Consider the following 23,759-nt stretch of genomic DNA (forward strand, 5'->3'; position numbering starts at 1 on the left):
GGCCGGCACGCCGGCCGCGTCCGCGACGGTCCGGGCGACGTCGTGCGCCTGCCGGCCCTCGCCGCGGGCCATCGCCAGAGCGGCCCGCACCACCGCGACGTCCGGTGAGCACGGCTCGGGATAGCGGTCCAGCAGCTCGGCGGCCTCGTCCAGGTGCCCGCCGGTGATCTGCATCCGGGCCTGGCCCAGCACGACCTCCCGGGCCAGCCACAGCGGCGCCGACTGCGCCACCCCCGACTCGTCGGCCGCGCGCAGGGCGTTGATCGCACCACGCAACTCCCCGCGGGTCTGCAGGCGGCGCGACCGGACGACCGCGAGCGACAGCACGGCCAGTCCGCCCGTCCCGTCACCGCACAGTGGTTGCGCGGCCCGGATGTGCCGGTCGGCGGCCTCGATGTCGTAGCGCTCCAGCGCCACCCAGGCCAGGGCCACCTCGGCCGCACCCGGACGGCGGCGCTTCTCGAAGCCGTACTCGCCGGCCAGCTCGAGTGCCTGCCGGGCCACCGTCTCGGCCCGCCCGAGCCGGCCCCGGTACGCCTCCAGCAGGGCCAGCCGGCTCAGGCAGTCGACCCGCAGCGCCTCGCAGCCCGGCAGCACCCCGGCGGCGGCGTCGGTGAGCACCTCGGCGGCCGCGTCCACGGCCCCGGCGTTGCTCAGCGCCATGCCCTCGGCGGCGCGCAGCAGCATCCGCAGCTCCGGATGCCGGGCCAGGCGATCGGTCGGCGCGACGGCGAGGAAGGCCTCAGCGACCGCGACCAGCTCGCGCACCCGCTCCGGCTCGGGCCCGTCGGCGGCGAGCAGGATCTGGATCAGGAAGCCGGTCAGGGTCAGTCCGTCACCGCAGGCACTGCCGCGCACGCTGAGCAGCTTGCCGGCGTACGCCAGCCGCTCCGCCGCCTCGTCGGGGCGACCGTCGCCGTAGGCCATCGCGGCCCGGATCATGATCGCCTCGGGCAGTTCCAGGTGCTCCGGGATCCGGGCGAAGAGCGTGCCCAGCCGCCCGGAGCTGCCCTCGACCACCAGACGGCCGATCGCGTAGTCCTCGACCACCATGGCGGCCGCGGCACCCCAGTCGCCGCCCTGCACCGCGTGATCCACCGCCTCCAGCAGGCGGCCCTGCTCGGCCATCCAGGCAGCGGCCCGCCCGTGCAGCACCGCCACCTCCTCCGGCTCCGTCCAGGCCAGCTGGGCGCGCAGCAGCTCGGCGAAGAGCCGGTGGTAGCGGTAGACGTCGGAGCCGTCGCCGACCGGCTGGATGAACGCGTTCTCCCGGGTCAGCGTGTTGAGCATCCGCGACGCGTCCGGCCGGGTGGTGACCACCGCGGCCAGCTCCGGGGTGAAGGTGTCCAGCACGCTGGTCTCCAGCAGGAACCGGCGCATCTCCGGCGGCTGGAGCCGGAGCACCTCACCGACGAAGTACTCGGCGATCGTCGACTCGTCGCCGGTGATCGTGTTGACCAGCCGCTTCGCGTCGGACCGGCCCTGCAGCGCGCAGGCGCAGAGCCGGATCCCGGCGGCCCAGCCCTCGGTGTGCTCCAGCAGCGTCGCCAACTCCGGCTCGCCGAGGTCCACCCCGTGCAGCTCCATCAGCCGGGCCGCCTCCGCCGCGGTGAACGCCAGGTCGGCGGTGCGCAGCTCGCGGAGCTGGCCGGAGAGGCGGTAGCGGTACAGCGGCAGCGGCGGGTCCCACCGGCCGGTGAGCACTACCCGCAGCCTCCGCACGTGGCTGAGTAGGAATTCCAGCCCGACCGCCCAGTCCCGGCCGGGCAGCTGGGAGGCGCCGTCCAGGACCAGGACGACCGGGGTGGGCTGTTCGTCGATGATGGCCGCCAAGCGACCGAGGACGGCCCGGCTCACCGTGCCGCCGGGCACCGGGGGGAGGTCCACGCCGGCCCGGCGCAGTCCCTCCAGCACGTACGTCCAGAAGGTGGACGCCTGCTCGTCACCCTGTTCCAGAGTGATCCAGGCGATCGGCCAGTCCACCGCGCGACTGTTCACCCAGGAGGCGAGCAGCTGTGTCTTACCGCTGCCGGCCAGCCCGGTGACCAGGGTGACCGGCCCCTGCACCCCCTCGGTGACCCGGCCGAGGAGCGCGGGCCGGGCCACCATGAAGGGCGGCGCCGCCGGCACGGCGAACTTGCAGTCCAGCAACGAGCTGTCCGGGTCGTAGCTCACCATTCCGGACGGATCCGCGATCAGTTCGAGAGACACGTCTGCTACCTCCGAGAGCCGACCCCATTTCGATCTCCCGTTCAGACTCGTCCCGGCGCCTCATCCGCGCATCGTCCGGATCGGATAATCGTGACCCTCAGTGCGACGGTCACTACTCCACGGAAAGTACGTGTGCTCCCCAAGCCGGAAGATCGACATAAAGGCCGCTTCCAGCCAGTTCGTCGCCGTCGCGTTCGAAGACCCGGCCGTCCAGCAGATCGGTGAGCCGCCACGCCCGACCGGCCAGCACCGGCCAGGGCAGCGCGACCCGACCCTGCGAGGCGTGATCACCGAAATTGATCGCGATCACGTGCCGCGGGGTGCCGCCGTCGGCCCAGGCCCAGGCCAGCACGTCGTGGTGGGTCGGGTTGTCCGGCCAGCCGTGGCAGTCCAGCAGCCGCCAGTCACCCCGGCGCACCGGCACGGTGGCCGCGAGCAGCCGGCGGTAGAAGTCGCGCAGGTTGAGGTCGAGGTGCTCGTCCGGATAGCGGGCCAGGAAGACCGGCAGGTGCGTGCGCCGTCCCTCGAACTGCCCGTCGTGCCAGAGCGCCGCGCCGGGCAGGGTGGCGATCGCGATCGCCGCGGCCCGGCCACGCTCGCCGGGCAGGGTGGCGGCCGCTCGCGGCTCGTCGTGGTTCTCCACGAACCGCAACAGCCGGTCCTGGAAGTCGCGGCCGGCGCTGAGGTGCTTGCGGACCGCGTCGGCGCCCTCGTGGGCCAGCCGGTCGTAGAGCCGCTTGTCGTAGCAGAAGTCGAAGCCCTGCTGCTGCAGCGTCCACTCCATGTCCCAGTACGCCTCGGCGATCAGCACCAGACCCGGGTGGGCGGCGCGGACCCGCTCGAACACGTACGGCCAGAACTCCCCGGCCGGCGCCGGACCGGCCCACCGTCCCCAGGTGCGGGCGAAGATCTCGTTGGTGACCAGCATCGCCATGTCGCAGCGGACCCCGTCGCACTGCTCGCCGATGCCGGTCAGCGCGGCCACCGTCGCCTCGCGCAGCCCGGGGTCGAAGGCGTTCAGCTGGGCCACGTCCGGCCACGGCGGGAAGTACGGGTCCCGGCCGTGGGCGAGCACCTGCCCGGCCGTGGTGAACCAGCCGGCCGGGTCGTCGTTCTGGTCCTCGGCGGTGCCCCGGATGAACCAGTTCGGGTGCTCGACGGTCGCCGGGTGGTCCGGGGCGACGTGGTTCGGCACGTAGTCGAGCACCAGCCGCAGGCCACGGCGGCTGAGCTCGGCGCGGGCCGCCGCCAGCCCCTCCGGGCCGCCGAACCGGTCGTCGACCCGGTAGCGCCGGACGCAGTACGGCGAGCCGACCACGTCAGCCGGGGCGAGGTCGGGCAGCGCCGCCCGGAACGCCCGCTGCAGCGACTCGTTCTCCCGGGCCACCGCCAGGCCGGCCGGGCTGCGCTCCCAGACGCCCATCAGCCAGACCGCGTCCAGGCCGGCCGCGGCCACCTCGTCCCAGATCTCGCCGGGCACCTCGGCCAGGGTCAGCGGGCGGCCCAGCCGCCGCTCCAGCCCGCTCAGCCACGGCCACGTGTCGATCTCGTAGATCGCCGGCGCCGACGGCCATCCGCTCATCTTTCCCCCTCCAGCCCGGGCGTCTTGCGCAGCACTCCGGCCATGCCGTGGTCCAGCAGGTCGGGCCCGGCCAACCCGGCGAAGACGTTCGGGAAGACCGCGACGAGCCCGGTCCACCCGGTCTGGTGCGCCGCGCCGAGGCCCGCCCCGTTGTCGCCGTGGAAGTACTCGGAGAAGGTAATCAGATCACGCCAGTGCTCGGTCGCGAAGATGTGCTGGCCGCCGAAGCACGGCCGGCGGCCCTCCGCATCGGGCAGGAAGATGCTGGTCAGACGCTCGGAGAGGTCCCGGGCCACCTCGAAAAGTGTCATCTTCACCCCGGAGCCGGTCGGGCACTCTACGGTGAAGTCGTCACCGTGCGCCACGTAGAGGTTGAGCAGCGCCCGGATCAGCAGGACGTTCATCGGGAACCAGATCGGCCCGCGCCAGTTGGAGTTGCCGCCGAACATCCCGGTGTCCGACTCGGCCGGCGAGTACTTCACCGAGTACGTCTGGTCGCCCACCCGGAACTCGAACGGGTGTTCACCGTGATACTTCGAGACCGACCGGATGCCGTACGGGCTGAGGAACTCGTCCTCGTCGAGCATCGTGGTGAGAATCCGGCGCAGCCGGTGCTCGTCGAAGAGGGCCAGCAGGTGCCCGCCACCCTGCCCCTGCGCCCGCCCGGCGAGCACCGAGCGCACGCTCGGGTGCCGGGTGACGAAATCCTGCATGTCCTCGATCAGCTGCGGATGCCGGGCGGTCAGGTCCTGCGGGTAGACAGTGGCCGCGGCGAGCGGGAGCAGGCCGACCAGCGACCGTACCCGTAGCCGCTGGGAGCTGCCGTCGGGCAGCCGCAGCAGGTCGTAGAAGAAGCCGTCCTCCTCGTCCCACATGGTGGCGCTGCCGGTCGCGTGGTTCACCGCCACGGTGATCCAGGCGAAGTGCTCGAAGTACGCCTGCGCGTGCTCGACGTAGACCGGGTCCCGGTTCGCCAGCTCCAGGGCGATCTGCAGCATGCTCTGGCAGTACAGGGCCATCCACGCGGTGCCGTCCGCCTGGTCGAGGTAGCCACCGGTGGGCAGCGGGGCGCTGCGGTCGAAGACACCGATGTTGTCCAGGCCGAGGAAGCCGCCCTGGAAGACGTTGTTGCCGTCGTGGTCCTTGCGGTTCACCCACCAGGTGAAGTTCTTCGACAGCTTGTGGAAGACCGACTCCAGCCAGGCGTGGTCGCCGTTGCCGCCGCGCCGGGCCTTGTCCAGCTCGTAGACCAGGTGGGTGGCCCAGGCGTGCACCGGCGGGTTGACGTCGCTGAAGTTCCACTCGTAGGCCGGGATCTGCCCGTTGGGGTGCAGGTATCGGCGGTTCAGCAGCAGGTCGAGCTGGCACTTGGCGAAGCCGAGGTCGACCAGGCTCAGCGCGATGGCGTGGAAGGCCAGGTCCCACGCGGCGAACCAGGGGTACTCCCACGGGTCCGGCATGGAGATCACGTCGTGGCAGATCATGTGGAACCAGTCGCCGTTGCGCATGCCGCGGGCGGCCAGCGGGTCCCGGCCGTGCTCGCTGATCCAGCGCTCCACGTCGTAGCCGAAGTACTGCTTGCTCCAGAGCATGCCGGCCAGCGCCTGCCGCACCACCTGCCGTTGCGCGTCGGGCAGCGCCGGGTCGAGCAGGGCGCCGTAGAACTCGTCGGCCTCGGCCCGGCGCCGGTCCACCAGCGCGTCGAAGGCGCCCTGGGACGCGCGGCGGTCCTCCACGCCGGCGACGATCGGCTCGTCGGTGAGGTGCACCCGGACCACCGCGGAGCCGCCGGCCGGGACGTCCAGCGTGACGTCGGCGGCCACCTTGGTGCCGAGGCCGCCGGGGTTCACCGCGCCGGTCTCGCCGTGCACGACGTACCGGTCGAAGCTGTCCTTGACGTACGGGCCGGCGTTCGGCCGCCCGAAGACCCGCTCGGTGTTCGTCTCGTTCTCGGTGAACAGCAGCGGGGCGTCGCCGAGGCACGCCAGCCACCGGGTGCCCAGCCGCGGGTGATCGGCCTCGGCCACCGCCAGTCCGGGCACCCCGGGAACCGATCGCAGCACCGGCCGCGGCTCCGGCCCGTTCCAGGACCAGGTGTTGCGGAACCACAGGGTCGGCAGCACCCGCAGCGTCGCCGCCTCCGGGCCCCGGTTGTGCACGGTGATCCGGCAGAGGATCGACTCCGGGCCGTCCTTCGCGTACTCGATCTCCACGTCGAAGTAGCGGTCCTCGTCGAAGATGCCGGTGTCGAGCAGCTCGTACTCGTAGTCGTGCGGCCCGCGGTCGCGGTTGGTGGCGACCAGGTCGTTGTACGGGAACGCCCGCTGCGGGTACTTGTAGAGCATCCGCTGGTACGAGTGGGTCGGCGTGGCGTCCAGGTAGAACCAGTACTCCTTGGCGTCCTCACCGTGGTTGCCCTCGGCGTTGGTCAGCCCGAAGAACCGTTCCTTGAGGATCGGGTCGTTGCCGTTCCACAACGCCACCGACATGCAGAGCAGCTGTTCCTCGTCGCAGAAGCCGCCGATGCCGTCCTCGCCCCAGCGATAGGCCCGGGACCGCGCGTGGTCGTGGCTGAAGTAGCCCCAGGCGTTCTCGTCCTGGCTGTAGTCCTCGCGAACCGTGCCCCACTGCCGTTCGCTCAGGTACGGTCCCCAGCGGCGCCAGGGCACGGTGTCGGTGTCGGCGTCGTGCAGGCGCCGTTGCTCGGCGCCGGGTTCGGTGATGGCCATGCCGCCAGAGTCGGCTCGCGCTCACGGGTGGTGTTCCCCCGGCGCGGATGAAATCAGGGCGCGGCGATCCGGTACGCCGCGACCGCGTCCTCGATCGTCGGGAAGAAGTGCGCCGGGTCGATCGTCCGGGTCAGCTTGTACTGGTCGATCTTCCGCCGGACCGGGTCCTTCATCTCCGCGAAGACCAGCGAGATGCCCTTGCGGTTCAGTTCCTCGTCGAGGTCCTCGAGCATGTCGGCCGCGGTGGTGTCGATGTCGGTGATCGGCTCCGCCGCGATGATGATCCACTTCGGCGCCGGGTCGGCGTGCGACAGGTGCCGGATCTCCTCGCGGAACGTCCGGGCGTTGGCGAAGATCAGCGGCGCGTCGAAGCGGTACAGGACGAGACCGGGGATCAGCTCGGCGTCCGGGTAGGAGCGCAGGTCGTGATATCCGGCCACGCCGTCGGCCCGGCCCAGCACCGTGCGGTAGGGCCACCACACCCGCCGGAACACGTTGAGCACCGACAGGCAGACCGCGACCAGGATGCCGGGCAGCACGCCGAGCAGAGCGACACCGAGGAACGCGGCGAGGGCCAGGCTGAACTCGACCCGCCGTTGCCGCCACAGCCGGCGCATCCCACCCAGGTCGGCCAGCGAGACCGAGGCCGCGATGACCACGGCGGCGAGCATCGGCTGGGGCAGGTTTCGCAGCAGCCCGGGCGCCAGTACCAGCATCAGGGTGATCGCGCCCGCGCCGATCAGCCCGGTCAGTTGGGAGCGGGCACCGGCCTGCACAGCCACCGCGGTCCGCGAAGCGCTCGTGCTCACCGGGAATCCCTGGAAGAACCCGGCGGCGATGTTCGCCGCGCCGATGCCGGCCATCTCCTGGTTGCCGCGCACCTCCTGCCCCGTCCGTTCGGCGAAGGCCGAGGCGGTCGAGATGGTGTCGGTCACCGAGACCAGCGTGATGCCGAGCGCACCGGCCGCGAGCAGGCCCAGATCCGCCCACTCCACGGTCGGGACGGTGAACGGGGGGAAGCCCTGCGGCAGTGTGCCGACCACGTCGACGCCCTTGTCCGGCAGGCTGAACAGGGTGACCGCGGCGATCCCGCCGAGCACCGCGATCAGGATGCCCGGGATCTTGGGCAGCCAGCGCCCCAGGACGAGGATCACCAGCAGCCCGCCGGCGCCGACCGCGAACGCCGCCGCCACCGTCTCGCCGGACGCCACGCCCCGCACGAATCCGACGGCCTCCTCGATCAGTCCCTCGCCGTCCACCGAGAACCCGAAGAGCTTCGGCAGCTGCCCGATCAGGATGGTCAGGGCCAGGCCGTTCACATAGCCGAGCTGGGTGGGGTGCGACAGCAGGTCGGCGACGAAACCCAGCTTGAAGATCGCGGCCGCGGTCATCAGCACGCCGACCATGAGGCCCAGCATCGAGGCGAGCGCGACCGCCTTCGCCGGATCGCCGTCGGCGGCGACGATCGGCAGGATCACCGCGGCGATCATCGGGCCGAGGGAGGAGTCCGGTCCGAGTACCAGCACCCGGGACGGGCCGAAGATCGCGTACCCCACCAGGCACAGGATCGTGGTGTAGAGGCCGGTGATCGCCGGCAGCCCGGCCAGTTCGGCGTACGCCATGCCCTGCGGCACCAGCAGCGTGGTCAGCACGATGCCGGCGACCAGGTCGCGCGGCAGCCAGGCCGGCTTGTAGGTGGCGGCCGCCCGTACGCCCGGTATCCAGTCCGTGGTCGCCATCTTTCTCACCCTCCACGAAGGACGCCGCCCGGTTTCCCGGGCGGCGTCCGGACGTGACACGAACCTTACTGGGGGCCACCGCCGTGCAGGGCCTCCTGGAGCTCCTGCTCGGTCTCCTTCGGCAGCGAGGACTTCAGAACCGTGCCGCCGAACTTGCTCAGCGCCTCGACGGCCTTGTCCGGCGTGACCGACTCGACCACCAGGAACAGCGCCGACGTACCGGGCTGGAGCTCGTCACGGATCCGCTCCTGGAACTCCTTGTTGATGGCGCCCTTGGTCAGCTTGCCGGTCAGCGCGCCGAGACCGGCGCCGATCGCCATGCCGAGCACCGGGATGAAGAAGAGCATCCCGAAGAGCAGGCCCCAGAACATGCCCCAGGTGGTGCCGCCGGCCACCGCGTGGTGGTTGGTGGTGACGTGGTACTTGCCCTCCCGGTCCCGGATGATCGTCGCGATGGCGTCGGGCTGGATGATGAGGTCCTTCGCCAGCCTGTCAGCCTCCAGCGACGCCGCCGTCGCCGTGGTCTCGTCGGGGTAGCCGATGGCGACCAGAGTTGCCATGACTGTCTCCTTCCATTGCCGCGTGTCGATGCCGTGCCGCCGCGGCGCGGCACGGCGGCGTCGAGGAACAGTGAGCCACGGCGGACACCGCCTCCTCCTCATTCCGGACGGATGAACTCCGGACTAGTTCGCCCCCCGTTCATCCGGCACGGGGGAGCCGCGGAGGGTAACTCCTGGGCCACCGTCGGTGAGGACGACGGAACCGGCCGATCGAAGGAGTCAGGCCATGTACGAGCGTTACGAGATCCGGGTTCGTGGCTTCCTGGGCCCCCTGCTGCGGATGGCTCTGCGCGACCTGCGCTGCCGGACCCTGCCGTCGCAGAGCACCATCCGTGGCCGGCTCTCCGACGCCGACCTCGAACGGTTGCTCACCCGGCTGGACGACTCGGGGGTGCAGGTGGTCTGCCTGAGCCGGGTCGGTGCGGGTTCATCCGTCACGGATGGCGTGCCGGCGACCGGGCCGGACACACGATCGGATCTCAGCCGCACTTCCTGGAGACTAGGAGATGGAGCATGACCGACACTGAATCCCGGCGGTCGTACGACGACCCGCCGTACGCGGCATCCCGGCGGGAACCCACCGGATGGGTGGGCATGGTCGTCTTCGCCGGCGTCATGCTGTTGATGCTCGGCTCGTTCCAAGCCATCGAAGGACTCGTCGCGCTGTTCCGGGACGACTTCTACATCACCACGAACAGTGGCCTGGTGATTCCGATGGACTACAGCGCCTGGGGCTGGACCCACCTGATCCTCGGACTGATCGCGGCAGGCGCGGGCTTCGGCATCCTCTACGGCCAGATGTGGGCCCGCATCGTCGGCATCATCGTCGCCGTGTTCAGCGCTCTGGCGAACCTCGCCTTCCTGCCGGCGTACCCGGTCTGGGCCAGCATCGTGATCGCTGTCGACGTCCTGGTTATCTACGCACTCACCGCACACGGCCGTGAGGTCCGGTACTGACGCCCGCCCGGCCGGGACCGTTCGAGGAGGCGGTCCCGGCCGGCGCGGGATCCCCTCATGACCCGCATGGTGTCCCGGCCGGCCCGTCAAGGGTCCCGGCCGGGCTCCGCGCCACCGTCCCTGCTGCCCCGCGGTGTGCTGGTGCTGCTCGGGACGGCCTGCGGCGTGGTCACCGTCGCCGGGATGCGCGGGGTGGCCAGCCTCATCGGGCCGGTCTTCCTGGCGTTGATGCTGACCGTCACGGTCAGCCCGGTCAGCGATTGGCTGCGCCGCCACGGCGCACCCGCCTGGGCCGCGATGCTCGCGACCCTCACCACGGCGTACCTGATCCTGCTCGCGCTCGGCGCCGCGCTCGCCGTCTCGATCGCCCAGCTGATCGAACTCCTGCCGCAGTACCAGTCCCAGTTCGGCGAATTGCGCACCGACCTGGTGAACGGGCTGGCCGGCCTCGGCGTCAGCACGGATCAGATCCGGTCCGCCGTCAGCGGCGTCAATCCGAGCACCGTGCTCAACCTCGCGGAGACGATCTTCGGTGGGCTGGCCGGCGTGCTGTCCAACTCGCTGTTCCTGCTCGCCGTGGTGCTCTTCATGTGCGTCGACGCCATCCAGTTCCCGGCCAAGCTCAACTCGGTGATGGCCGAGCGCCCGCAGGTGGTCGGGGCGTTCCGCTCCTTCGCCCAGGGCACCCGCCGATACCTGTGGGTCTCGACGGTCTTCGGGCTGATCGTGGCGGTCATCGACACGCTCATGCTCTGGGCCCTGGACGTCCCGCTGCCGGTCCTCTGGGGACTGCTCGCGTTCATCACCAACTACATCCCCAACATCGGCTTCGTGGTCGGCCTGGTGCCACCCGCGCTGCTCGCCCTGCTGGACAGCGGCCCGGAGAAGATGGTGACCGTCATCGTGCTCTACTGCGCGGTCAACTTCGTGATCCAGTCGGTCATCCAGCCCAAGATCGTCGGTGACGCGGTGGGCGTCTCGGCGAGCGTCTCGTTCCTGTCCCTGGTGTTCTGGGCCTGGGTGCTGGGTCCGCTCGGCGCGCTGCTGGCGATCCCGCTCACCCTGCTCACCAAGGGCCTGCTGGTCGACATCGATCCGTCCACCCGCTGGATCGACGGCCTGATCTCGGCACGGGCCCCGGCCGAGTCCCCACCCCCCGATGAAGAGACGCCGTCGCGCAACGGCGCGGGATGGCGGCGTCCACGACCCGCGAGGAGCAACCCATGACCACGTTCACCGTATGGAAGTTCGACGATCCGAATCGCGCCGAGCAGATGTCCAAGATCCTGAAGGACGCGGCGGCCGACGGGCTCGTCCACATCGTCGACCACGCGGTCGTCAGCTGGCCGCAGGGCGCCGAGAAGCCGGAGACCCACCACGAGCACGAGCGCGCCTGGCGCGGCACCGGCTGGGGCGCCTTCTGGGGTGTGGTGATCGGCGGGCTCTTCCTCATTCCGGTCGTCGGCGGTGTGGTCGGCGCCGGGATCGGCGCCCTCGCGAAAGCCACCCAGGGCACCGGGATCGACCGCGACCAGCTGGAGAAGATCCGGCTGGAGATCACCGAGGGCACCTCGGCCCTGTTCCTCGTCACCGAGCAGGGCAACCTGGACCGGCTCGGCGAGCGGTTCCACGGCCTGCACAGCCAGCTGATCGCCACCAACCTCACCGAGGGTGAACGGGACATCCTGCTCGAGACCTTCGGGGACCACACGCGATGAACCCCGCCGCACGCGCCAAGACGGGGCGCGCCGCTCGTAAGCGCGCCCCGCTCGACCGCCACGCCGACTTCCAGCCGGCCGCGGCACGCCCCGACCCGGTGGACCTGCTGGTCGCGCAGGAAGCCGACCGGCTGCCCGAGCTGCTGCCGATCCGGCACGGACGGATGGCCGCCTCCCCGCTGGCCTTCCTGCGGGCCTCCGCCGCGGTCATGGCCTCGGACCTGGCCGCCCTCCCGAACTCCGGGCTGGCGAGTCAGCTCTGCGGCGACGCCCACCTGTTCAACTTCGGGGTCTACGCCTCGCCGGAGCGGCGCCTGGTCTTCGACCTGAACGACTTCGACGAGACCCACCCGGGCCCGTTCGAGTGGGACGTCAAACGCCTGGTCGCCAGCCTGGCCCTGGCCGGCCGGGCGAACGGCTTCCGGCGCAAGGAGCGTGCCGCGGTCGTCCTGGCCGCGGCCCGCAGCTACCGCGAGGCGATGACCCAGTTCGCCGCCATGCGCGAGCTGGACGTCTGGTACGCCCGGATCGACGTCGACGAGCTGCAGCAACAGCTCGGCGACCAGATCGGCAAACAGCGCCTCAGACGGCTGGAGAAGGCCGGGGCGAAGGCACGCACCCGGACCAGCCTGCAGGCGTACCGCAAGCTCACCGCGCTCGTCGACGGCGAACGGCGGATCGTGGCCGACCCGCCGCTGCTGGTGCCGGTCCAGGACCTGATCCCGGACGTGGCCCGCAAACAGCTGGAGAGCCAGATCCGCGACCTGCTCGCCGGGTTCCGGGACAGCCTTCCGGACGACCGGCAGCGGCTCTTCGACGCGTTCGAGTTCGTCGACCTGGCCCGCAAGGTGGTCGGCGTCGGCAGCGTCGGCACCCGCTGCTGGATCGTGCTGATGACCGGCCGCGACGACGACGATCCGCTGCTGCTGCAGGTGAAGGAGGCCGGCCGCTCGGTGCTGGCCGCGCACACCCCGGACGCGGGCTATGTCCACGAGGGACGGCGCGTGGTGGCCGGGCAGCGGATCATGCAGGCCGCCAGCGACATCTTCCTCGGCTGGCACCGGATCGAGGGGTTCGACGGCCGTACCCGGGACTTCTACGTACGCCAGCTGCGCGACTGGAAGGGCGGCGCGGTGGTCGAGGTGATGGACCCGCGCGGCATGCAGGCGTACGCCGAGCTCTGCGGCTGGACCCTGGCGCGCGCGCACGCGCGCGGCGGTGACCGGATCGCGATCGCGGCCTACCTCGGCTCCAGCGACCGCTTCGACCGGGCCCTGGCGGTCTTCGCCGATCTCTACGCCGACCAGACCGAGCGCGACCACGCCGCGTTCAGCGCCGCCGTCCTCGACGGCCGGCTGACCGCCCAGACCGGGATCTAGACGGTCAGCGTCGCCGCACCCCGTGGCCCTCAGCCGGCCGCGGGGTGCGGCGTTGCCGTGCCACCGGTGGCCGGGCTGTCGGTGGAGTCCGTGTGGCGGCGGGCGATCAGGGTCACCGCGATCTCGTAGGCGGCGAGCAGCAGCACGATCACCAGCAGCGAGATCCAGGACGACAGGATCAGCGCGAGCACGACGGCCACCACGACACCGGCGATGCGGAGCGGGTCGAGGTAGGTGGCGATGAAGCCGGGTCCCCGGGTGACCGCGACGTTCGTACCGGTGCGGATGCCGCGCCCGGCGGCGACCGCGCCGCGGCGGATCTGCCGGCGCAGCCAGACCGGGAACCGGCCCGGGCCGACCAGGTAGGCGACCAGCGCCAGGATCGCGCCGATCCAGATGATCTGGGTGCCGCGCTCGCGCAGCGAGCTGAACACCGTGGTCACCGCGGCGTCGACGCCGTCGCGATAGGTGCCCTCCGGGATCTGGGCGATCACCTGGCGGCGCACCACGCGCACGATCGCGGTGATGGTGACCGCGGCGATGATCAGCCAGATGCCGAGCTGGACCGTGGTGCGCCGGCGCCGCGGCGACACCAGGAACGCGGCGATCAGCAGCACGATCGTCGCCCCGACGAAGAGCGCCAGGTCGCGTTTCGCGGTGGCGACCGCCTGCTGGGCGGCCCAGAGCTGCCCGGAGTCGTAGACGGTGAACTGGGCGAAGTTGGCCGGCAGCGTGACGCCGAGCTGCTCCTGCACCCGCAGCCGCAGGTTCTCCGGGATCGCGCCGCTGCTCAGGTCGGGCAGCGTGATCGTCTTGCCGAACAGGGTGGGCAGCTGGGCGCTCAATTCGCGCAGCACCTGGTTGATCAGCGGCAGCAGGTCGATCTGGATCCGGTCCTGCTGCGTGGTGATCACCGTGCTGGTGCCCTCCAGGACCGCGATGATCCGCTGGTGCAGCTGCTGGTTCAGCTCCACCCAGACGGTCTGGAAGCGGTCGCTGCCGAGCACGTTCTGCACGGTCCGGTGCACCTGCTCGCGCAGCTGCCCGGCGATCGGGCCGGCCACGAAGGCGGCCTGCGGCGGCAGCACCTCGCGCAGCCGGGTCTCGACGTCGAGGACCTGGAACAGCTCGGTGGTGGCGTACTGGGCGACGGCCGCGTTGATCTTCGGATCCTGCGGCAGCGGCGCGACGGTGGCCACCCAGCGGTCGGTGTTCAGGGTGGTGCGCGCGGCCCACACCCCGACGACGCTGGTCACCAGGGCGAACGCGGCCAGCGCGACCAGGATCGCGGCGAGGGTCCGGCGCACCAGGCCACCGCCCGGCTGCCTTCGGCGCCGGGTCTCCTTCTGCTCCAGCTGGGCGCGCAGCGTGGCCACCTCGGCCCGGAGGCGCTCGAGCTCGACATCATCGGGTACGCCCTCGGCCGGGCCCGCGGTGACCGGGCGGGGCGTGGCCCCGTCCTCGGACGAGGTCGCGGGTGACGGAGAAGCCGGGATGGTCATCGTTGCCTCCTCGCTGCCGGCCGGCCGGCGCGGGAGAAAGCGCGCTCACCGGCTCCCGCCGACGCTCCCGGACCGCCGGTGCGGCCGCCTCATCCGGCAGGGATGAACACCCCGGGGTCCGCTCGCCGGGCACCCCGAGTTCACCCCCGGCGGATGAAGTTGCCGCCGTCCCGGACGAGCAGGCTGAGGCCATGGCATGCACGGCCACGGACGCGGCCGGAGCAGACCCGGCCAGAACAGCCTGATCACGACGAGCTGAGGAGAGCGATGAGCAGGAGACAGAACACCCGGCAGCGCGCGGTCGCCGCGTACGGCGTCCTGCGTGGCCGGCCGGCCCGGCCCGACTACGGCGTCCTGGTCGTGCTGCCGCTGGTCGCGGCGGCCGGCGGCGCGCTGATCGGCCTGGGTGTGGAGTCCGCTGTGGGCCGCCGCACCGGCGAGCGCGCCCGTTCCGTTCCGGCCGCGAGTTAGGGGGACGCCGTGCCAGAGGAACTGCTGGAAGAGATGGGCCCGATCGACTACCTGTGTGTCGAGTTCCCGGACGGCAGCCTGAACGGGAAAGCGTTCCCGTTGCTGGTCGATCTGGTGGATCGCGGGATCGTCCGGATCCTCGACATCCTGTTCGTCAAGAAGTCCCTGGACGGCAACGTGTTCGCCCTGGAGGGCCGCGATCTGGAGCTCGCCGAGCTGGGCGTCTTCCACGGCGCGGCGTCCGGCATCCTGGGCGGCGACGACCTGCGGGAGGCCGGTTCGGTGCTGACCGCCGGCTCGGCCGCCGTGGTCATCGTCTACGAGAACCTGTGGGCGGCGCCGCTCGCCGTGCAGTTGCGGCGCAACGGCGCGCAGGTGGTGGCCGGCGGCCGGATCCCGGTCCAGGCGCTGCTCGCCGCCCTGGACGAGACCGAGCCGGACGCGGCCTCGGCGATGCCCACCAGCGCTACCGGAGGAAGGTGAGCCCGATGCCCGGACTTCTTCGAGGAATGGCCCGCACCGCGGTGATCGCCGGCACAGCGACCGCGGTCTCCAACCGGGTCTCCCGCCGGCAGGCCGGCCGCTGGCAGCGGCAGGCCGATCAGCAGGAATCCCAGCAGTACTACGAGCAGCAGCAGCAGCCGCAGTACGCGCCGCCGCCCGCCGAACCGGCGGCCGATCCGATGGCCGCGAAGCTGGAGCAGCTCAAGCAGCTCGGTGAGCTGAAGTCACAGGGAGTGCTGTCGGACGCCGAGTTCGAGCAGCAGAAGGCCCGCATCCTGGGCTGAGCGCCCGATGGCCGGCGCCGGGGTCCGCCGACCCCGGCGCCGGCTCGTCTCACCCGGTCGACAGTGGTGCGGTCGCCTCGGCCAGCGCGCCGACGAACGCGGCGGTCGGGCCGTACCGGTTCCAGAGCCGCCGCTGCCGTTCGGCGCCGGTGCCCTCCCGGCGCAGCCGTTCGACGCCGGCGTAGACCTCACCGGTGTCACCGGCCGCGTCCAGCTGCGCAGTGATCTTGCTGAGCAGGCGGGCCGCCTCGTCCGCCGTCCGCGCGCCGCCCCGGGCCACCGCCAGCAGCTTCTCGCTGACCCGCTCGGCCGGGACCGGGACGACCTTGACCCGCTGGCGGACGTCCTCGATCAGGGTGGCCACCAGACCCCGGACCACGCCGGCGAGCAGCACCGTGTCGGCGACGCTCAGGCCGGTGTCGGCCACCCGTACCTCGATCGTCGGGTAGCGGGCGGAGAGCCGGGCCAGGAAGTAGATGCCGGACTCGTCGACGGCCCGGCCCGCGGTCACGTGTGAGCGCACCGCCCGGTCGTACCGTTCCGCGCTGGGCCAGACGCCCGGCGGCCGGAAGGTCGGCCAGCGCAGCTGGGCGCGATAGCGATGGCTGGCCCAGCCGGTGTCGTTCGCGCCGGTCACCGGCGAGTTCACGGTGAGCGCGAGCAGACCGGGCAGCCAGGGCCGGATCCGGGTGAGCACCGCGGCGGCCAGCTCACGGTCCGGCACGCCGACGTGGACGTGGCAGCCGCAGGTGCCGCCGGCCTCGGTGGCCTCCGGGAAGCGCCGGGCGAGTTCGCGGTACCGCTCGTCCTCGCTGAGGGCGCCCATCGGGCCGGCCGGGAACGGCGGCGCGCCGCTGGCCACCAGCCGCACCCCGGACTGGCCGGCGGCCTGCGCGGCGACCAGGCGCAGCCGGGTCAGTTCCCGGCGCAGCTGGTCCAGGCCGGTGCAGACCGGTGTGGCGGTCTCCAGCTGGTAGGCCATGTACTCGGTCTTGATCTGGTCGTTCGGCCCGATCCGGCGGACCACCTCCGGCGCCTTCGGCGCGACCGCGCCGTCCGGTTCCAGCAGCAGGAACTCTTCTTCAACCCCCATGGTCAACACGGGCTCAGCGTGCGGTTCGCAGCGCCGCCGTCACCTCATCCCGCGGGGATGAGAGGCGCAGCACCGTGGTCCGCGCGACCTTGTCCGGCAGCCCCTGACGGCGCCGGTCCACCAGCAGCCAGAGTGCCCCGATCGGGAAGAACGCCAGCAGCAGCGCCCGGAGGAACGAGGCCGTCCAGCCGAGCGGCCCGCCCTCGGCGCGGACCACCCGCAGGCCGAACACGGCCATCCCCGGGGTACGCCCGGCGAGCGCCCAGAACACCGTGCAGTAGAACGCGAACAGGAACGGCAGGAACTCCAGGTACGACGAGAGCACCAGCGCGGACAGCCGGTGCGCCAGCTCGCCGACCACCGACGCCACCATGCCCAGCGCGGTGGCCGTGACGCCGGTGAACACGGCCACGATCAGGGCGTCGAGGACGTACGCCATCGACCGGCTGATCAGCCCGGCGTAGACGGTCACGTCGGGTCGGCCTCGGCGCCGCGCCGGCTCATCCGCAGGGTCAGCCGGTCCACCGCCGCGTCACCGGCGGCCGCACCGGCCCGGACCCGCCCGACCACCTCGCCGACCATGGTGTCGCGCTGACCGCGCACCAGTGGCTGGATCCGTTCCGGCTCGTCCTCGAAGAGCCGCAGCATGCGGTCGACCTGGACGTCCACGATCCGGTTGACCAGCGCCGAGGAGGCGACCGCGGTCATCGCCGCGTCGAGCGCCCCGGCCGCCCGGGCCCGGGCCTCCGCCTGCCGTTTCGCGCGCTCGGCCGCGCCACGCTCGGCCAGCGCCGCGAACCGGGCACGCAGGCCGGACGTCTCGGCCGAGGCGCGTTCCCCGGCCGCCTCACCGGCGGCCCGGACCCGGGCCAGCGCCTCGGCGGTGCTCTCGCCGGCGCGGATGGCCGCGCCGATCGCCACGTCGCCCAGATCCAACAGTCCCGGCATGCTCATCGGTGGCTCCCCTCGGTACGGGTGTCGTGCGGATGGTTCGCCCTCAGCCGTACGGGCGGGGGTAGGGCCGTGGCGCGGGGCGCGGGACGACCTGGCTCGTCGAGCTGCGGGCGACGCCCGCGACCAGCGAGCCGATGGCGATGCCGAGCACCAGGTTGAGCCCGGCGGTGTAGAGCCGCGCGCCGAGGCTCGCGTCGGTGACGAACGGCGCCAGCATCGCCGCCACCGTGCTGAGACCGACCACCCAGCCGAAGAACCGCATCGGGCGGGGCGTGGTCACGATCAGGGCGTGCACCAGCCCGGTGGCGAGCAGGGCGGCGACGCCGGCGCCGAAGGCGTACCAGCCGGTGCTGGCGTCACCCCAGGTGCCCTCCCCCTTCGGGGCCAGCACGTCGATGTCGAAGAGCCCGCGCCCGAACAGGATGCCGACCACCGCGATCAGGGCCGCGACGGCGGCCGTCGCGGCGCCGCCGGCCCAGAGCTTGCCGGCGTTGACGACCGTACGGGGTGCCGGGTCCATCGGGGCATTCATTCCGGTCATGGCGCCGAGCCTCTTCCGGCCGGGTCCCGGGCGCCTCATCCGGCGTGGATGAAACGGCCGCCGGCCTTCTGTCGGCATGGCGTCAACGGCCGCCCGCGAGTCCCGGCCGGGCGCCTCCCTGCTGCATCCTGGGGACCATGAACGCGCCCGCGGTGCCCGTCCGCATCAGTGTGCTCGGCCCGGTCCGGCTGTGGCTCGACGGCCACGAGGTCCCGGCCGGCTCACCGCAGCAGCAGTCGCTGCTCGCCGCGCTGGTGCTGCGCGACGGCCGCCCGGCCACCGCCGACGAGCTGATCAGCGCGATCTGGGACGACGAGGCGCCGCGGGCCGCGCACAGCACCGCCCGGACGTACGTGTACCGCCTGCGCCGCCTGCTGGCCGGCAGCGACGTGTCGATCGAGACGATCGGCGGCGGCTACGCGCTGGCCGGCGAGCGGGCGTCGATCGACGTGCGGGACTTCGAGGCGGCGGTCGGCGCGGCCCGGGAGCGGATCCGGTCCGGCGACCCGGCCGCGGCGGCGGAGCTGCTGCGCGGCGCGGAGGGCCTGTGGTCGGGCACCGCGCTGGCCGGCGTGCCGGGCTCGTACGCGCAGGGGCAGCGGGCCCGGCTGGCCGAGCTGCGCCTGGCCGCCACCGAGCTCTGCCTGACCGCCCGGCTGCGCACGGCCGGCGCCGGCCCCGAGGAGGTGGCCGGCCTGGCCGCGCTGGTCGAGGAGCATCCGCTGCGCGAGGGCTTGCGTGCCCTGCTGATGCTGGCGCTCTACCAACAGGGCCGGCAGGCCGAGGCGCTCGAGGTCTACCAGCGCGGCCGGCGGCTGCTCCGCGACGAGCTGGCCCTGGAGCCGGGCCCGGAGCTGCAGCGCATGCACCAGCGGGTGCTGGCCGGCGATCCCACGCTGGTGGCCGGCGCCGGCCCCGCCCCGGCCGTGGCGGGCCCGGTCTACCTTCCCGCCGACCTGCCGGACTTCGTCGGCCGGGAGGCGGAGATCGGCACGATCGTGGCGACGCTGACCGGGCCGGCCCCGACGGTCGGGGTGACCGGCCGGGAGGGCGCCGGGCGGACCAGCACCGTGGTGCACGCGGCACACCGGCTGGCCGGCGCGTTCCCGCACGGCCGGCTCTACGCCGACCTCTCCGAGGCCGGCGGCGCGGCCGAGGCGCTGCTGATGTGGCTGCGCCTGGCCGGGGTCGAGGGTGACCTGCCGGCCGGGACGGCGGGCCGGGCGGCGCTGCTGCGCGCGACCGTGGGCGACCGGCGGATCCTGGTGGTGCTCGACAACGTGGCGAGCCCGGAGCAGATCGGCGTCGTCCGGTGCGCGCTGCCGGGCGCCGCGGTGCTGTTCACCGCGCGTCGCCGGCTGATGGCCGTCTCCGGCGCCACCTGGGTGACCGTCGGCGCGCTGACCGGGGCCGAGGCGATGCTGCTGATGGAGCGGGTCGCCGGCGCCGGGCGGATCGCCGCGGAACGGGCCGCGACGGTCCGGCTGATCGAGCTGACCGGCGGTGACGCGCTGGCGGTGCGGCTCGCCGGGCACCGGGTGGACAGCCGTCCCCGGTGGAGTGTGGCGTCGATCGCCGACGAGCTGGCGGCTGAGCTGGGCAATCCGGCGACGGTGATGCACGACGACTGCCTGCTCGCCGAGGCGCCGATCGTCCGGGCGTACGGCCGGTTGCGCCCGCTGCCCGCCCGGTTGCTGCGGCTGGTCGCCGCGGCCGGCCCGGTGCCGTCCGAGATCTCCGCCGGGCAGGCGGCCCGGCTGCTCGACGTCGGCGTGCACGACGCGTGGCGGGCGCTGGAATCCCTGGCGGACGTGTGCCTGCTGGCCGTCACGGGCGCCGAGCAGCGTTACCGGCTCGCCGACCCGGTGGTGTGGGCCATGGCGATGCGCGAGGCGCACGCCGTGGACGGCGCGGCCGAGATCGCGGCGGCCACATGCCGGCTCACCGAGAGTCAGGTTCGGCTGGTCGCCGCCTGACGATTGTCGACAATTTCGTGAACCCTCGCGCTGAACGAATTCGCGGCCGGTTCCGTACCTAGCCACGGCAACACGTCACCGAGACGTTCGGGAGGACACCGTGGCACGGACCGGAATCGACACGTCGATCCTGCACAAGGGTGCGCACAGCGCCTCCTACTTCGACCTGGCGCGGGCCGCCGGCGAAGGCGCGGAGATCGTCGATTTCTGCATCCCGTGCAACCCGTACTTCCCGACGCCGGAGATGTTCGACGAGCTGACCCGGGACCTGAAGAGCATCCTGAAGTACTACCCGAGCGACTCGGCCACGATCACCAAGAAGCTGGCCGCCGTCCTCGGCCTGCACCCGCAGACGGTGGCGATGGCGAACGGCTCCACCGAGCTGATCACCTGGATCGACCACCTGCTGGTCAAGGAGAGCCTGGCGATCCCGATCCCGACCTTCGGCCGGTGGACCGACCAGCCGCTGGAGACCGGCAAGCGGGTCGACATGTTCCCGCTGCAGGAGCGCGACGGCTTCCGGCTCGACCTGGAGGAGTACGTCGAGTTCATCCGCGAGCGCAAGTCCCGGGTGGCGGTGATCTGCAACGTCAACAACCCGGACGGCAACTATCTGCCTCGGCGCGACGTGATCCGGTTCATGGACGCGCTCAGCGACCTGGACCTGGTGGTCGTCGACGAGTCGTTCATCGACTTCTCCGACGCCGAACGCTATCCGTCGGTCGGCCCGGACGCGGTGATCCGCCCGAACGCGGTGGTCCTGAAGAGCCTGGGCAAGAACTTCGGCCTGCACGGGATCCGCTTCGGCTACCTGCTGGCCAACCCGGCGATCGCCGGCAAGATCGCCAAGATGCTGCCCAAGTGGAACCTCAACTCCCTCGCCGAGAAGGTGGTCCACATGATCCAGGACCACGAGATGGAGTACGAGGAGAGCCTGCGCCTGCTCAGCCGGGACCGCCGCTCGATGGCGCGGGAGCTGAGCCGCATCCCCGGCCTGACCGTCTTCCCGTCGCAGGGCAATTTCTTCCTGGTGAAGCTGCCCACCGAGTGGTCCGGCGTGGCGCTGCGCGACTATCTGGTCGCCAACCACGGCATCATGACCCGCGAGTGCGGCAACAAGCTCGGCATGACCAGCCAGTTCATGCGTCTCGTGGTGCGGCCCACCGGCGACGTGGAGCGGCTGGTCGACGGGATGATGGACTACGCGCAGCGCTTCCACGGCCGCTCGGTCTACGACATGGACCCGATGGAGTCCACCGGCCGGCGCTGGGCCACCGAGTCGTACGACGACCAGCAGCCGGACAACCTGATCCCGTACCCGAGCCACCGCAGCACCGAGTACACCGCCCGCCGCGCCGCGGTGAGCTGACGCTCAGATCGTCCCCGCCCCCGCCGATAGGTCACCGACAGACCTTTTCCGCGGGCGGAAGGGTGAGTGATGACCTACCGCAGATCGCTGGCGCGTACTGCGGTGTTCGCCGTGGCTTTCACGATCGCGACGGCTGCCGGGCGGCTGACCGTGCTCGACTCGGGCCATCTGAGCCTGGTGTGGCCGGCCGCCGGGGTCGCCGCGATCTGGTTCTGCGCGCAGCGGCGGGCGCCGGCCCGCTGGGCTGACGTCCTGGCCCTGTCGCTGGCCACGATGGCGGTGAACATGGCGACCGGGGCCTCCGCGCTGATGGCCGCGGCGTTCGTGGCGGCGAACCTGACCCAGGCCGCGGTCTTCGCTCATCTGATCGGCCGCTGGCGCCCGGACCTGTGGGGCGGCGGCGGAACCGAGCCGCTGCGCCGCCCCCGCGACCTGTGGGGGCTGGTGGCGGCCACCTCCGCGGCGACGGTGGCCGCCGCTGTGCTCGGCTTCACGAGCATCTGGCTGATCACCGACCGCTTCTCCTGGGCGGCCCTGGCGGCATGGCTGGCCCGCAACGCCGTGGCGGTGCTGCTCCTCGGAGCGGCCGGCATCTGCCTGGGGCACGCGTACCAGCGGTGGCGTGCCGGAACGACCGGCCCGCCGAGACTGCCACGCCGGCGGGCCGCCGAGTACGCCGCGCTGCTCCTCTGCTCGGCGCTGGCCTACCTGGCCGGGTTCGCGTACAACCGGGGCCTGCCGCTGGCGTTCCTGATGATCGCGGTGACGGTGTGGGCGGGCGCCCGGTTCACCGCCCTCTTCGTGGTGCTGCACAGCCTGCTCGCCGGGACCGTCGTGATGGCGTTCACCCTGCACGGCACCGGGCCGTTCGCCGAGATCCCCGGCCACGCCGACCGGGCGGTGGTGGCGCAGCTCTTCGTCGCCATGGTCGTCGTCATCGGCCTCTCGCTGGCGCTGGGCCGCGAGGAGCGGGACGTCCTGTTGGCGGAGCTGGCTGCCGACCGGGCGGAGCTGGCCGTGCAGCGGGAACGGGCCTCGCAGCGGGCCGAGCTGTTGCGCGCGATCATCGACTCGACCGCCGACGGCCTGGCCGTGATCGACGACTCCGGCCGGGTGGTGCTGCGCAACCCGGCGGCCCGGCGGCTGCTCGGCGACCAGATCAGCCCGGGCGAGCGGGTGGTCGGCGCCGCGCACTTCGGGCTCTGCCATCTCGACGGCACCCCGATGAGCGACGACGAGATGGCACACAACCGGGCGCTGGCCGGCCACGACTTCGACGACGTGGACCTGCTGATCCGCAACGCCCGGGTGCCGGACGGGCGGATCCTCAACGTCCGCGCCACGACCCTGGACAACGGGGACGGCACACGCAGCGCGGTGGTGCTGTTCCACGATGTGACCGCCGAGCGCCGGCACCGCGACGAGCTGGCGAACTTCGCCGGGGTGGTCGCGCACGACCTGCTCAACCCGGTGACCACGGTCGAGGGGTGGAGCGACGCGGCCCGCGAGTCGCTCGCCGAGGCGCCCGACCACGAGGCGGTCCGGCACGCCCGCGACGAGCTGGCCCGGGTGTACCGGGCGGCGGTCCGGATGCGGGCGCTGATCGACGGGCTGCTCGCCTACACCACGGCGCGCGACGCCGCGATGCAGATGGTCCCGGTCGACCTGGCCGAGATGGTCACCGAGGTGACCATCGCCCGGCTGGACAACGCGATCGCGGCGGGCCGGCCACGGCCCCGGTTCGCCGTCCGGGACCTGCCGGTGGTGCTGGCCGATCCGGTGCTGCTGCGGCAGCTGCTGGACAACCTGATCGGCAACGCGATCAAGTACACCGACGCCGCGGTCACCCCGGCGCTGACCATCACCGCGGAACGCGACGAGGACATGATCCGGGTCCGGATCACCGACAACGGGATCGGCATCCCGGCCGGGCAGCACGAGGCCATCTTCGGCGACTTCCACCGGGCGCACCGCACCGGGCCGTACGCCGGGACCGGGCTCGGGCTGGGCATCTGCAAGCGGATCGTGGAACGGCACGGCGGCACCATCACGGCCGAGGACGCCCCGGGTGGCGGCTCCAGCTTCACCTTCACCGTCCCGGCCGTCGTGTCCGCCCGTGAACCGGAGCGGGTGGCCGACCCGGCTCCGCTTCGATGAGTGCCGGCGGCGGAAAACAGCCCGGATCAGCCT

At 72.2% G+C, this 23,759-nt stretch carries 21 protein-coding genes; 11 read left to right on the forward strand and 10 right to left on the reverse strand.

All coding sequences use genetic code 11. The annotated features are described in order from the left end of the window. From AB0F81_RS12470 to AB0F81_RS12490, 5 genes are all read right to left on the reverse strand, one after another. On the reverse strand, nucleotides 1-2,211 hold a 2,211-nt coding region (locus AB0F81_RS12470; RefSeq protein WP_360195266.1), incomplete at its 3' end, for a helix-turn-helix transcriptional regulator. Between the two features lie 112 nt (nucleotides 2,212-2,323). Further along, nucleotides 2,324-3,793, reverse strand: a complete 1,470-nt coding sequence (locus AB0F81_RS12475) for an alpha-amylase family glycosyl hydrolase (RefSeq protein WP_360195269.1) — start codon at nucleotides 3,791-3,793, stop codon at nucleotides 2,324-2,326. Continuing rightward, on the reverse strand, nucleotides 3,790-6,522 hold the full coding sequence (locus AB0F81_RS12480; protein ID WP_360195272.1) for a glucosidase: 2,733 nt from the start codon (nucleotides 6,520-6,522) through the stop codon (nucleotides 3,790-3,792). The genes AB0F81_RS12475 and AB0F81_RS12480 overlap by 4 nt, the downstream gene beginning before the upstream one ends. Before the next feature lie 53 nt (nucleotides 6,523-6,575). Next, entirely contained in the window at nucleotides 6,576-8,261 is a 1,686-nt protein-coding gene (sulP, locus tag AB0F81_RS12485) for a sulfate permease (RefSeq protein ID WP_360195275.1), read from the reverse strand. A 65-nt stretch (nucleotides 8,262-8,326) separates the two neighbouring features. Continuing rightward, the gene (locus AB0F81_RS12490) at nucleotides 8,327-8,821 is read right to left on the reverse strand and encodes a DUF1269 domain-containing protein (protein WP_360195278.1); all 495 of its coding nucleotides are present in this window, start codon (nucleotides 8,819-8,821) and stop codon (nucleotides 8,327-8,329) included. Between the two features lie 226 nt (nucleotides 8,822-9,047). On the opposite strand from AB0F81_RS12490, the gene AB0F81_RS12495 reads away from it, so the two are divergent. From AB0F81_RS12495 to AB0F81_RS12515, 5 genes are read left to right on the forward strand one after another with little or no spacing between them, the layout of a single operon-like run. After that, nucleotides 9,048-9,338, forward strand: coding sequence for a hypothetical protein (locus tag AB0F81_RS12495; protein ID WP_360195281.1), 291 nt, complete (start codon nucleotides 9,048-9,050; stop codon nucleotides 9,336-9,338). Next, on the forward strand, nucleotides 9,335-9,778 hold the full coding sequence (locus AB0F81_RS12500) for a hypothetical protein (protein ID WP_360195284.1): 444 nt from the start codon (nucleotides 9,335-9,337) through the stop codon (nucleotides 9,776-9,778). The genes AB0F81_RS12495 and AB0F81_RS12500 overlap by 4 nt, the downstream gene beginning before the upstream one ends. 57 nt (nucleotides 9,779-9,835) lie before the next feature. Then, a complete protein-coding gene (locus AB0F81_RS12505) occupies nucleotides 9,836-11,005 on the forward strand; it encodes an AI-2E family transporter (RefSeq protein WP_360195286.1) in 1,170 nt (389 codons plus the stop codon). Beyond that, nucleotides 11,002-11,496 carry a DUF1269 domain-containing protein gene (locus AB0F81_RS12510; protein WP_360195289.1) on the forward strand — a complete coding sequence of 165 codons (495 nt, stop codon included), beginning with the start codon at nucleotides 11,002-11,004 and terminating at the stop codon, nucleotides 11,494-11,496. The genes AB0F81_RS12505 and AB0F81_RS12510 overlap by 4 nt, the downstream gene beginning before the upstream one ends. Continuing rightward, a complete protein-coding gene (locus AB0F81_RS12515; protein WP_360195291.1) occupies nucleotides 11,493-12,875 on the forward strand; it encodes a DUF2252 domain-containing protein in 1,383 nt (460 codons plus the stop codon). The genes AB0F81_RS12510 and AB0F81_RS12515 overlap by 4 nt, the downstream gene beginning before the upstream one ends. A 29-nt stretch (nucleotides 12,876-12,904) precedes the next feature. On the opposite strand, the gene AB0F81_RS12520 is transcribed toward AB0F81_RS12515, so the two are convergent. After that, nucleotides 12,905-14,377: a hypothetical protein gene (locus AB0F81_RS12520; protein WP_360195294.1), complete on the reverse strand. Its 1,473-nt coding sequence runs from the start codon at nucleotides 14,375-14,377 to the stop codon at nucleotides 12,905-12,907. Between the two features lie 267 nt (nucleotides 14,378-14,644). On the opposite strand from AB0F81_RS12520, the gene AB0F81_RS12525 reads away from it, so the two are divergent. Genes AB0F81_RS12525 through AB0F81_RS12535 form a run of 3 tightly spaced genes read left to right on the forward strand, consistent with a single transcriptional unit; the run spans nucleotide 14,645 to nucleotide 15,636 of the window. Next, complete coding sequence (locus tag AB0F81_RS12525; protein ID WP_360195297.1) at nucleotides 14,645-14,848, forward strand: hypothetical protein; 204 nt, start codon at nucleotides 14,645-14,647, stop codon at nucleotides 14,846-14,848. 9 nt (nucleotides 14,849-14,857) lie between these two features. Continuing rightward, nucleotides 14,858-15,331 (forward strand): DUF6325 family protein, encoded by a 474-nt coding sequence (locus AB0F81_RS12530; RefSeq protein WP_360195300.1) that lies wholly within the window; start codon nucleotides 14,858-14,860, stop codon nucleotides 15,329-15,331. A 5-nt stretch (nucleotides 15,332-15,336) separates the two neighbouring features. Next, entirely contained in the window at nucleotides 15,337-15,636 is a 300-nt protein-coding gene (locus AB0F81_RS12535) for an SHOCT domain-containing protein (protein ID WP_360195302.1), read from the forward strand. Nucleotides 15,637-15,685: 49 nt separating this feature from the next. Here the strand turns inward: AB0F81_RS12535 and AB0F81_RS12540 are convergent, their stop codons facing one another. From AB0F81_RS12540 to AB0F81_RS12555, 4 genes are read right to left on the reverse strand one after another with little or no spacing between them, the layout of a single operon-like run. Next, on the reverse strand, nucleotides 15,686-16,729 hold the full coding sequence (locus AB0F81_RS12540; RefSeq protein ID WP_360195305.1) for a YbdK family carboxylate-amine ligase: 1,044 nt from the start codon (nucleotides 16,727-16,729) through the stop codon (nucleotides 15,686-15,688). A 13-nt stretch (nucleotides 16,730-16,742) separates the two neighbouring features. After that, a complete protein-coding gene (locus AB0F81_RS12545) occupies nucleotides 16,743-17,201 on the reverse strand; it encodes an RDD family protein (RefSeq protein ID WP_360195307.1) in 459 nt (152 codons plus the stop codon). Then, nucleotides 17,198-17,683 carry a hypothetical protein gene (locus tag AB0F81_RS12550; RefSeq protein ID WP_360195310.1) on the reverse strand — a complete coding sequence of 162 codons (486 nt, stop codon included), beginning with the start codon at nucleotides 17,681-17,683 and terminating at the stop codon, nucleotides 17,198-17,200. The genes AB0F81_RS12545 and AB0F81_RS12550 overlap by 4 nt, the downstream gene beginning before the upstream one ends. Before the next feature lie 43 nt (nucleotides 17,684-17,726). Then, nucleotides 17,727-18,224 carry a DUF6069 family protein gene (locus AB0F81_RS12555; protein ID WP_360195313.1) on the reverse strand — a complete coding sequence of 166 codons (498 nt, stop codon included), beginning with the start codon at nucleotides 18,222-18,224 and terminating at the stop codon, nucleotides 17,727-17,729. A gap of 137 nt (nucleotides 18,225-18,361) precedes the next feature. Here AB0F81_RS12555 and AB0F81_RS12560 point away from each other — a divergent pair, with 137 nt between their 5' ends. The 3 genes from AB0F81_RS12560 (at nucleotide 18,362) to AB0F81_RS12570 (ending at nucleotide 23,726) form a co-directional block, all read left to right on the forward strand. After that, complete coding sequence (locus AB0F81_RS12560) at nucleotides 18,362-20,200, forward strand: AfsR/SARP family transcriptional regulator (RefSeq protein ID WP_360195316.1); 1,839 nt, start codon at nucleotides 18,362-18,364, stop codon at nucleotides 20,198-20,200. Nucleotides 20,201-20,300: 100 nt separating this feature from the next. Continuing rightward, entirely contained in the window at nucleotides 20,301-21,569 is a 1,269-nt protein-coding gene (locus AB0F81_RS12565; protein ID WP_360195319.1) for a histidinol-phosphate transaminase, read from the forward strand. A 69-nt stretch (nucleotides 21,570-21,638) separates the two neighbouring features. Then, nucleotides 21,639-23,726, forward strand: a complete 2,088-nt coding sequence (locus tag AB0F81_RS12570) for an ATP-binding protein (RefSeq protein ID WP_360195322.1) — start codon at nucleotides 21,639-21,641, stop codon at nucleotides 23,724-23,726. Nucleotides 23,727-23,759: the final 33 nt, after the last annotated feature.

It is taken from the genome of Actinoplanes sp. NPDC024001 (genome assembly GCF_040638955.1).
Taxonomy (GTDB): Bacteria; Actinomycetota; Actinomycetes; order Mycobacteriales; family Micromonosporaceae; genus Actinoplanes.

What these genes read in the sequence shown, in the direction of transcription:
- AB0F81_RS12475 (WP_360195269.1), bottom strand. Translation starts at nt 3,793, where the DNA reads ATGAGCGGATGGCCGTCGGCGCCGGCGATCTACGAGATCGACACGTGG.
- AB0F81_RS12480 (WP_360195272.1), bottom strand. Translation starts at nt 6,522, where the DNA reads ATGGCCATCACCGAACCCGGCGCCGAGCAACGGCGCCTGCACGACGCC.
- sulP (WP_360195275.1), bottom strand. Translation starts at nt 8,261, where the DNA reads ATGGCGACCACGGACTGGATACCGGGCGTACGGGCGGCCGCCACCTAC.
- AB0F81_RS12490 (WP_360195278.1), bottom strand. Translation starts at nt 8,821, where the DNA reads ATGGCAACTCTGGTCGCCATCGGCTACCCCGACGAGACCACGGCGACG.
- AB0F81_RS12495 (WP_360195281.1), top strand. Translation starts at nt 9,048, where the DNA reads ATGTACGAGCGTTACGAGATCCGGGTTCGTGGCTTCCTGGGCCCCCTG.
- AB0F81_RS12500 (WP_360195284.1), top strand. Translation starts at nt 9,335, where the DNA reads ATGACCGACACTGAATCCCGGCGGTCGTACGACGACCCGCCGTACGCG.
- AB0F81_RS12505 (WP_360195286.1), top strand. Translation starts at nt 9,836, where the DNA reads ATGACCCGCATGGTGTCCCGGCCGGCCCGTCAAGGGTCCCGGCCGGGC.
- AB0F81_RS12510 (WP_360195289.1), top strand. Translation starts at nt 11,002, where the DNA reads ATGACCACGTTCACCGTATGGAAGTTCGACGATCCGAATCGCGCCGAG.
- AB0F81_RS12515 (WP_360195291.1), top strand. Translation starts at nt 11,493, where the DNA reads ATGAACCCCGCCGCACGCGCCAAGACGGGGCGCGCCGCTCGTAAGCGC.
- AB0F81_RS12520 (WP_360195294.1), bottom strand. Translation starts at nt 14,377, where the DNA reads ATGACCATCCCGGCTTCTCCGTCACCCGCGACCTCGTCCGAGGACGGG.
- AB0F81_RS12525 (WP_360195297.1), top strand. Translation starts at nt 14,645, where the DNA reads ATGAGCAGGAGACAGAACACCCGGCAGCGCGCGGTCGCCGCGTACGGC.
- AB0F81_RS12535 (WP_360195302.1), top strand. Translation starts at nt 15,337, where the DNA reads ATGCCCGGACTTCTTCGAGGAATGGCCCGCACCGCGGTGATCGCCGGC.
- AB0F81_RS12540 (WP_360195305.1), bottom strand. Translation starts at nt 16,729, where the DNA reads ATGGGGGTTGAAGAAGAGTTCCTGCTGCTGGAACCGGACGGCGCGGTC.
- AB0F81_RS12550 (WP_360195310.1), bottom strand. Translation starts at nt 17,683, where the DNA reads ATGAGCATGCCGGGACTGTTGGATCTGGGCGACGTGGCGATCGGCGCG.
- AB0F81_RS12555 (WP_360195313.1), bottom strand. Translation starts at nt 18,224, where the DNA reads ATGACCGGAATGAATGCCCCGATGGACCCGGCACCCCGTACGGTCGTC.
- AB0F81_RS12560 (WP_360195316.1), top strand. Translation starts at nt 18,362, where the DNA reads ATGAACGCGCCCGCGGTGCCCGTCCGCATCAGTGTGCTCGGCCCGGTC.
- AB0F81_RS12570 (WP_360195322.1), top strand. Translation starts at nt 21,639, where the DNA reads ATGACCTACCGCAGATCGCTGGCGCGTACTGCGGTGTTCGCCGTGGCT.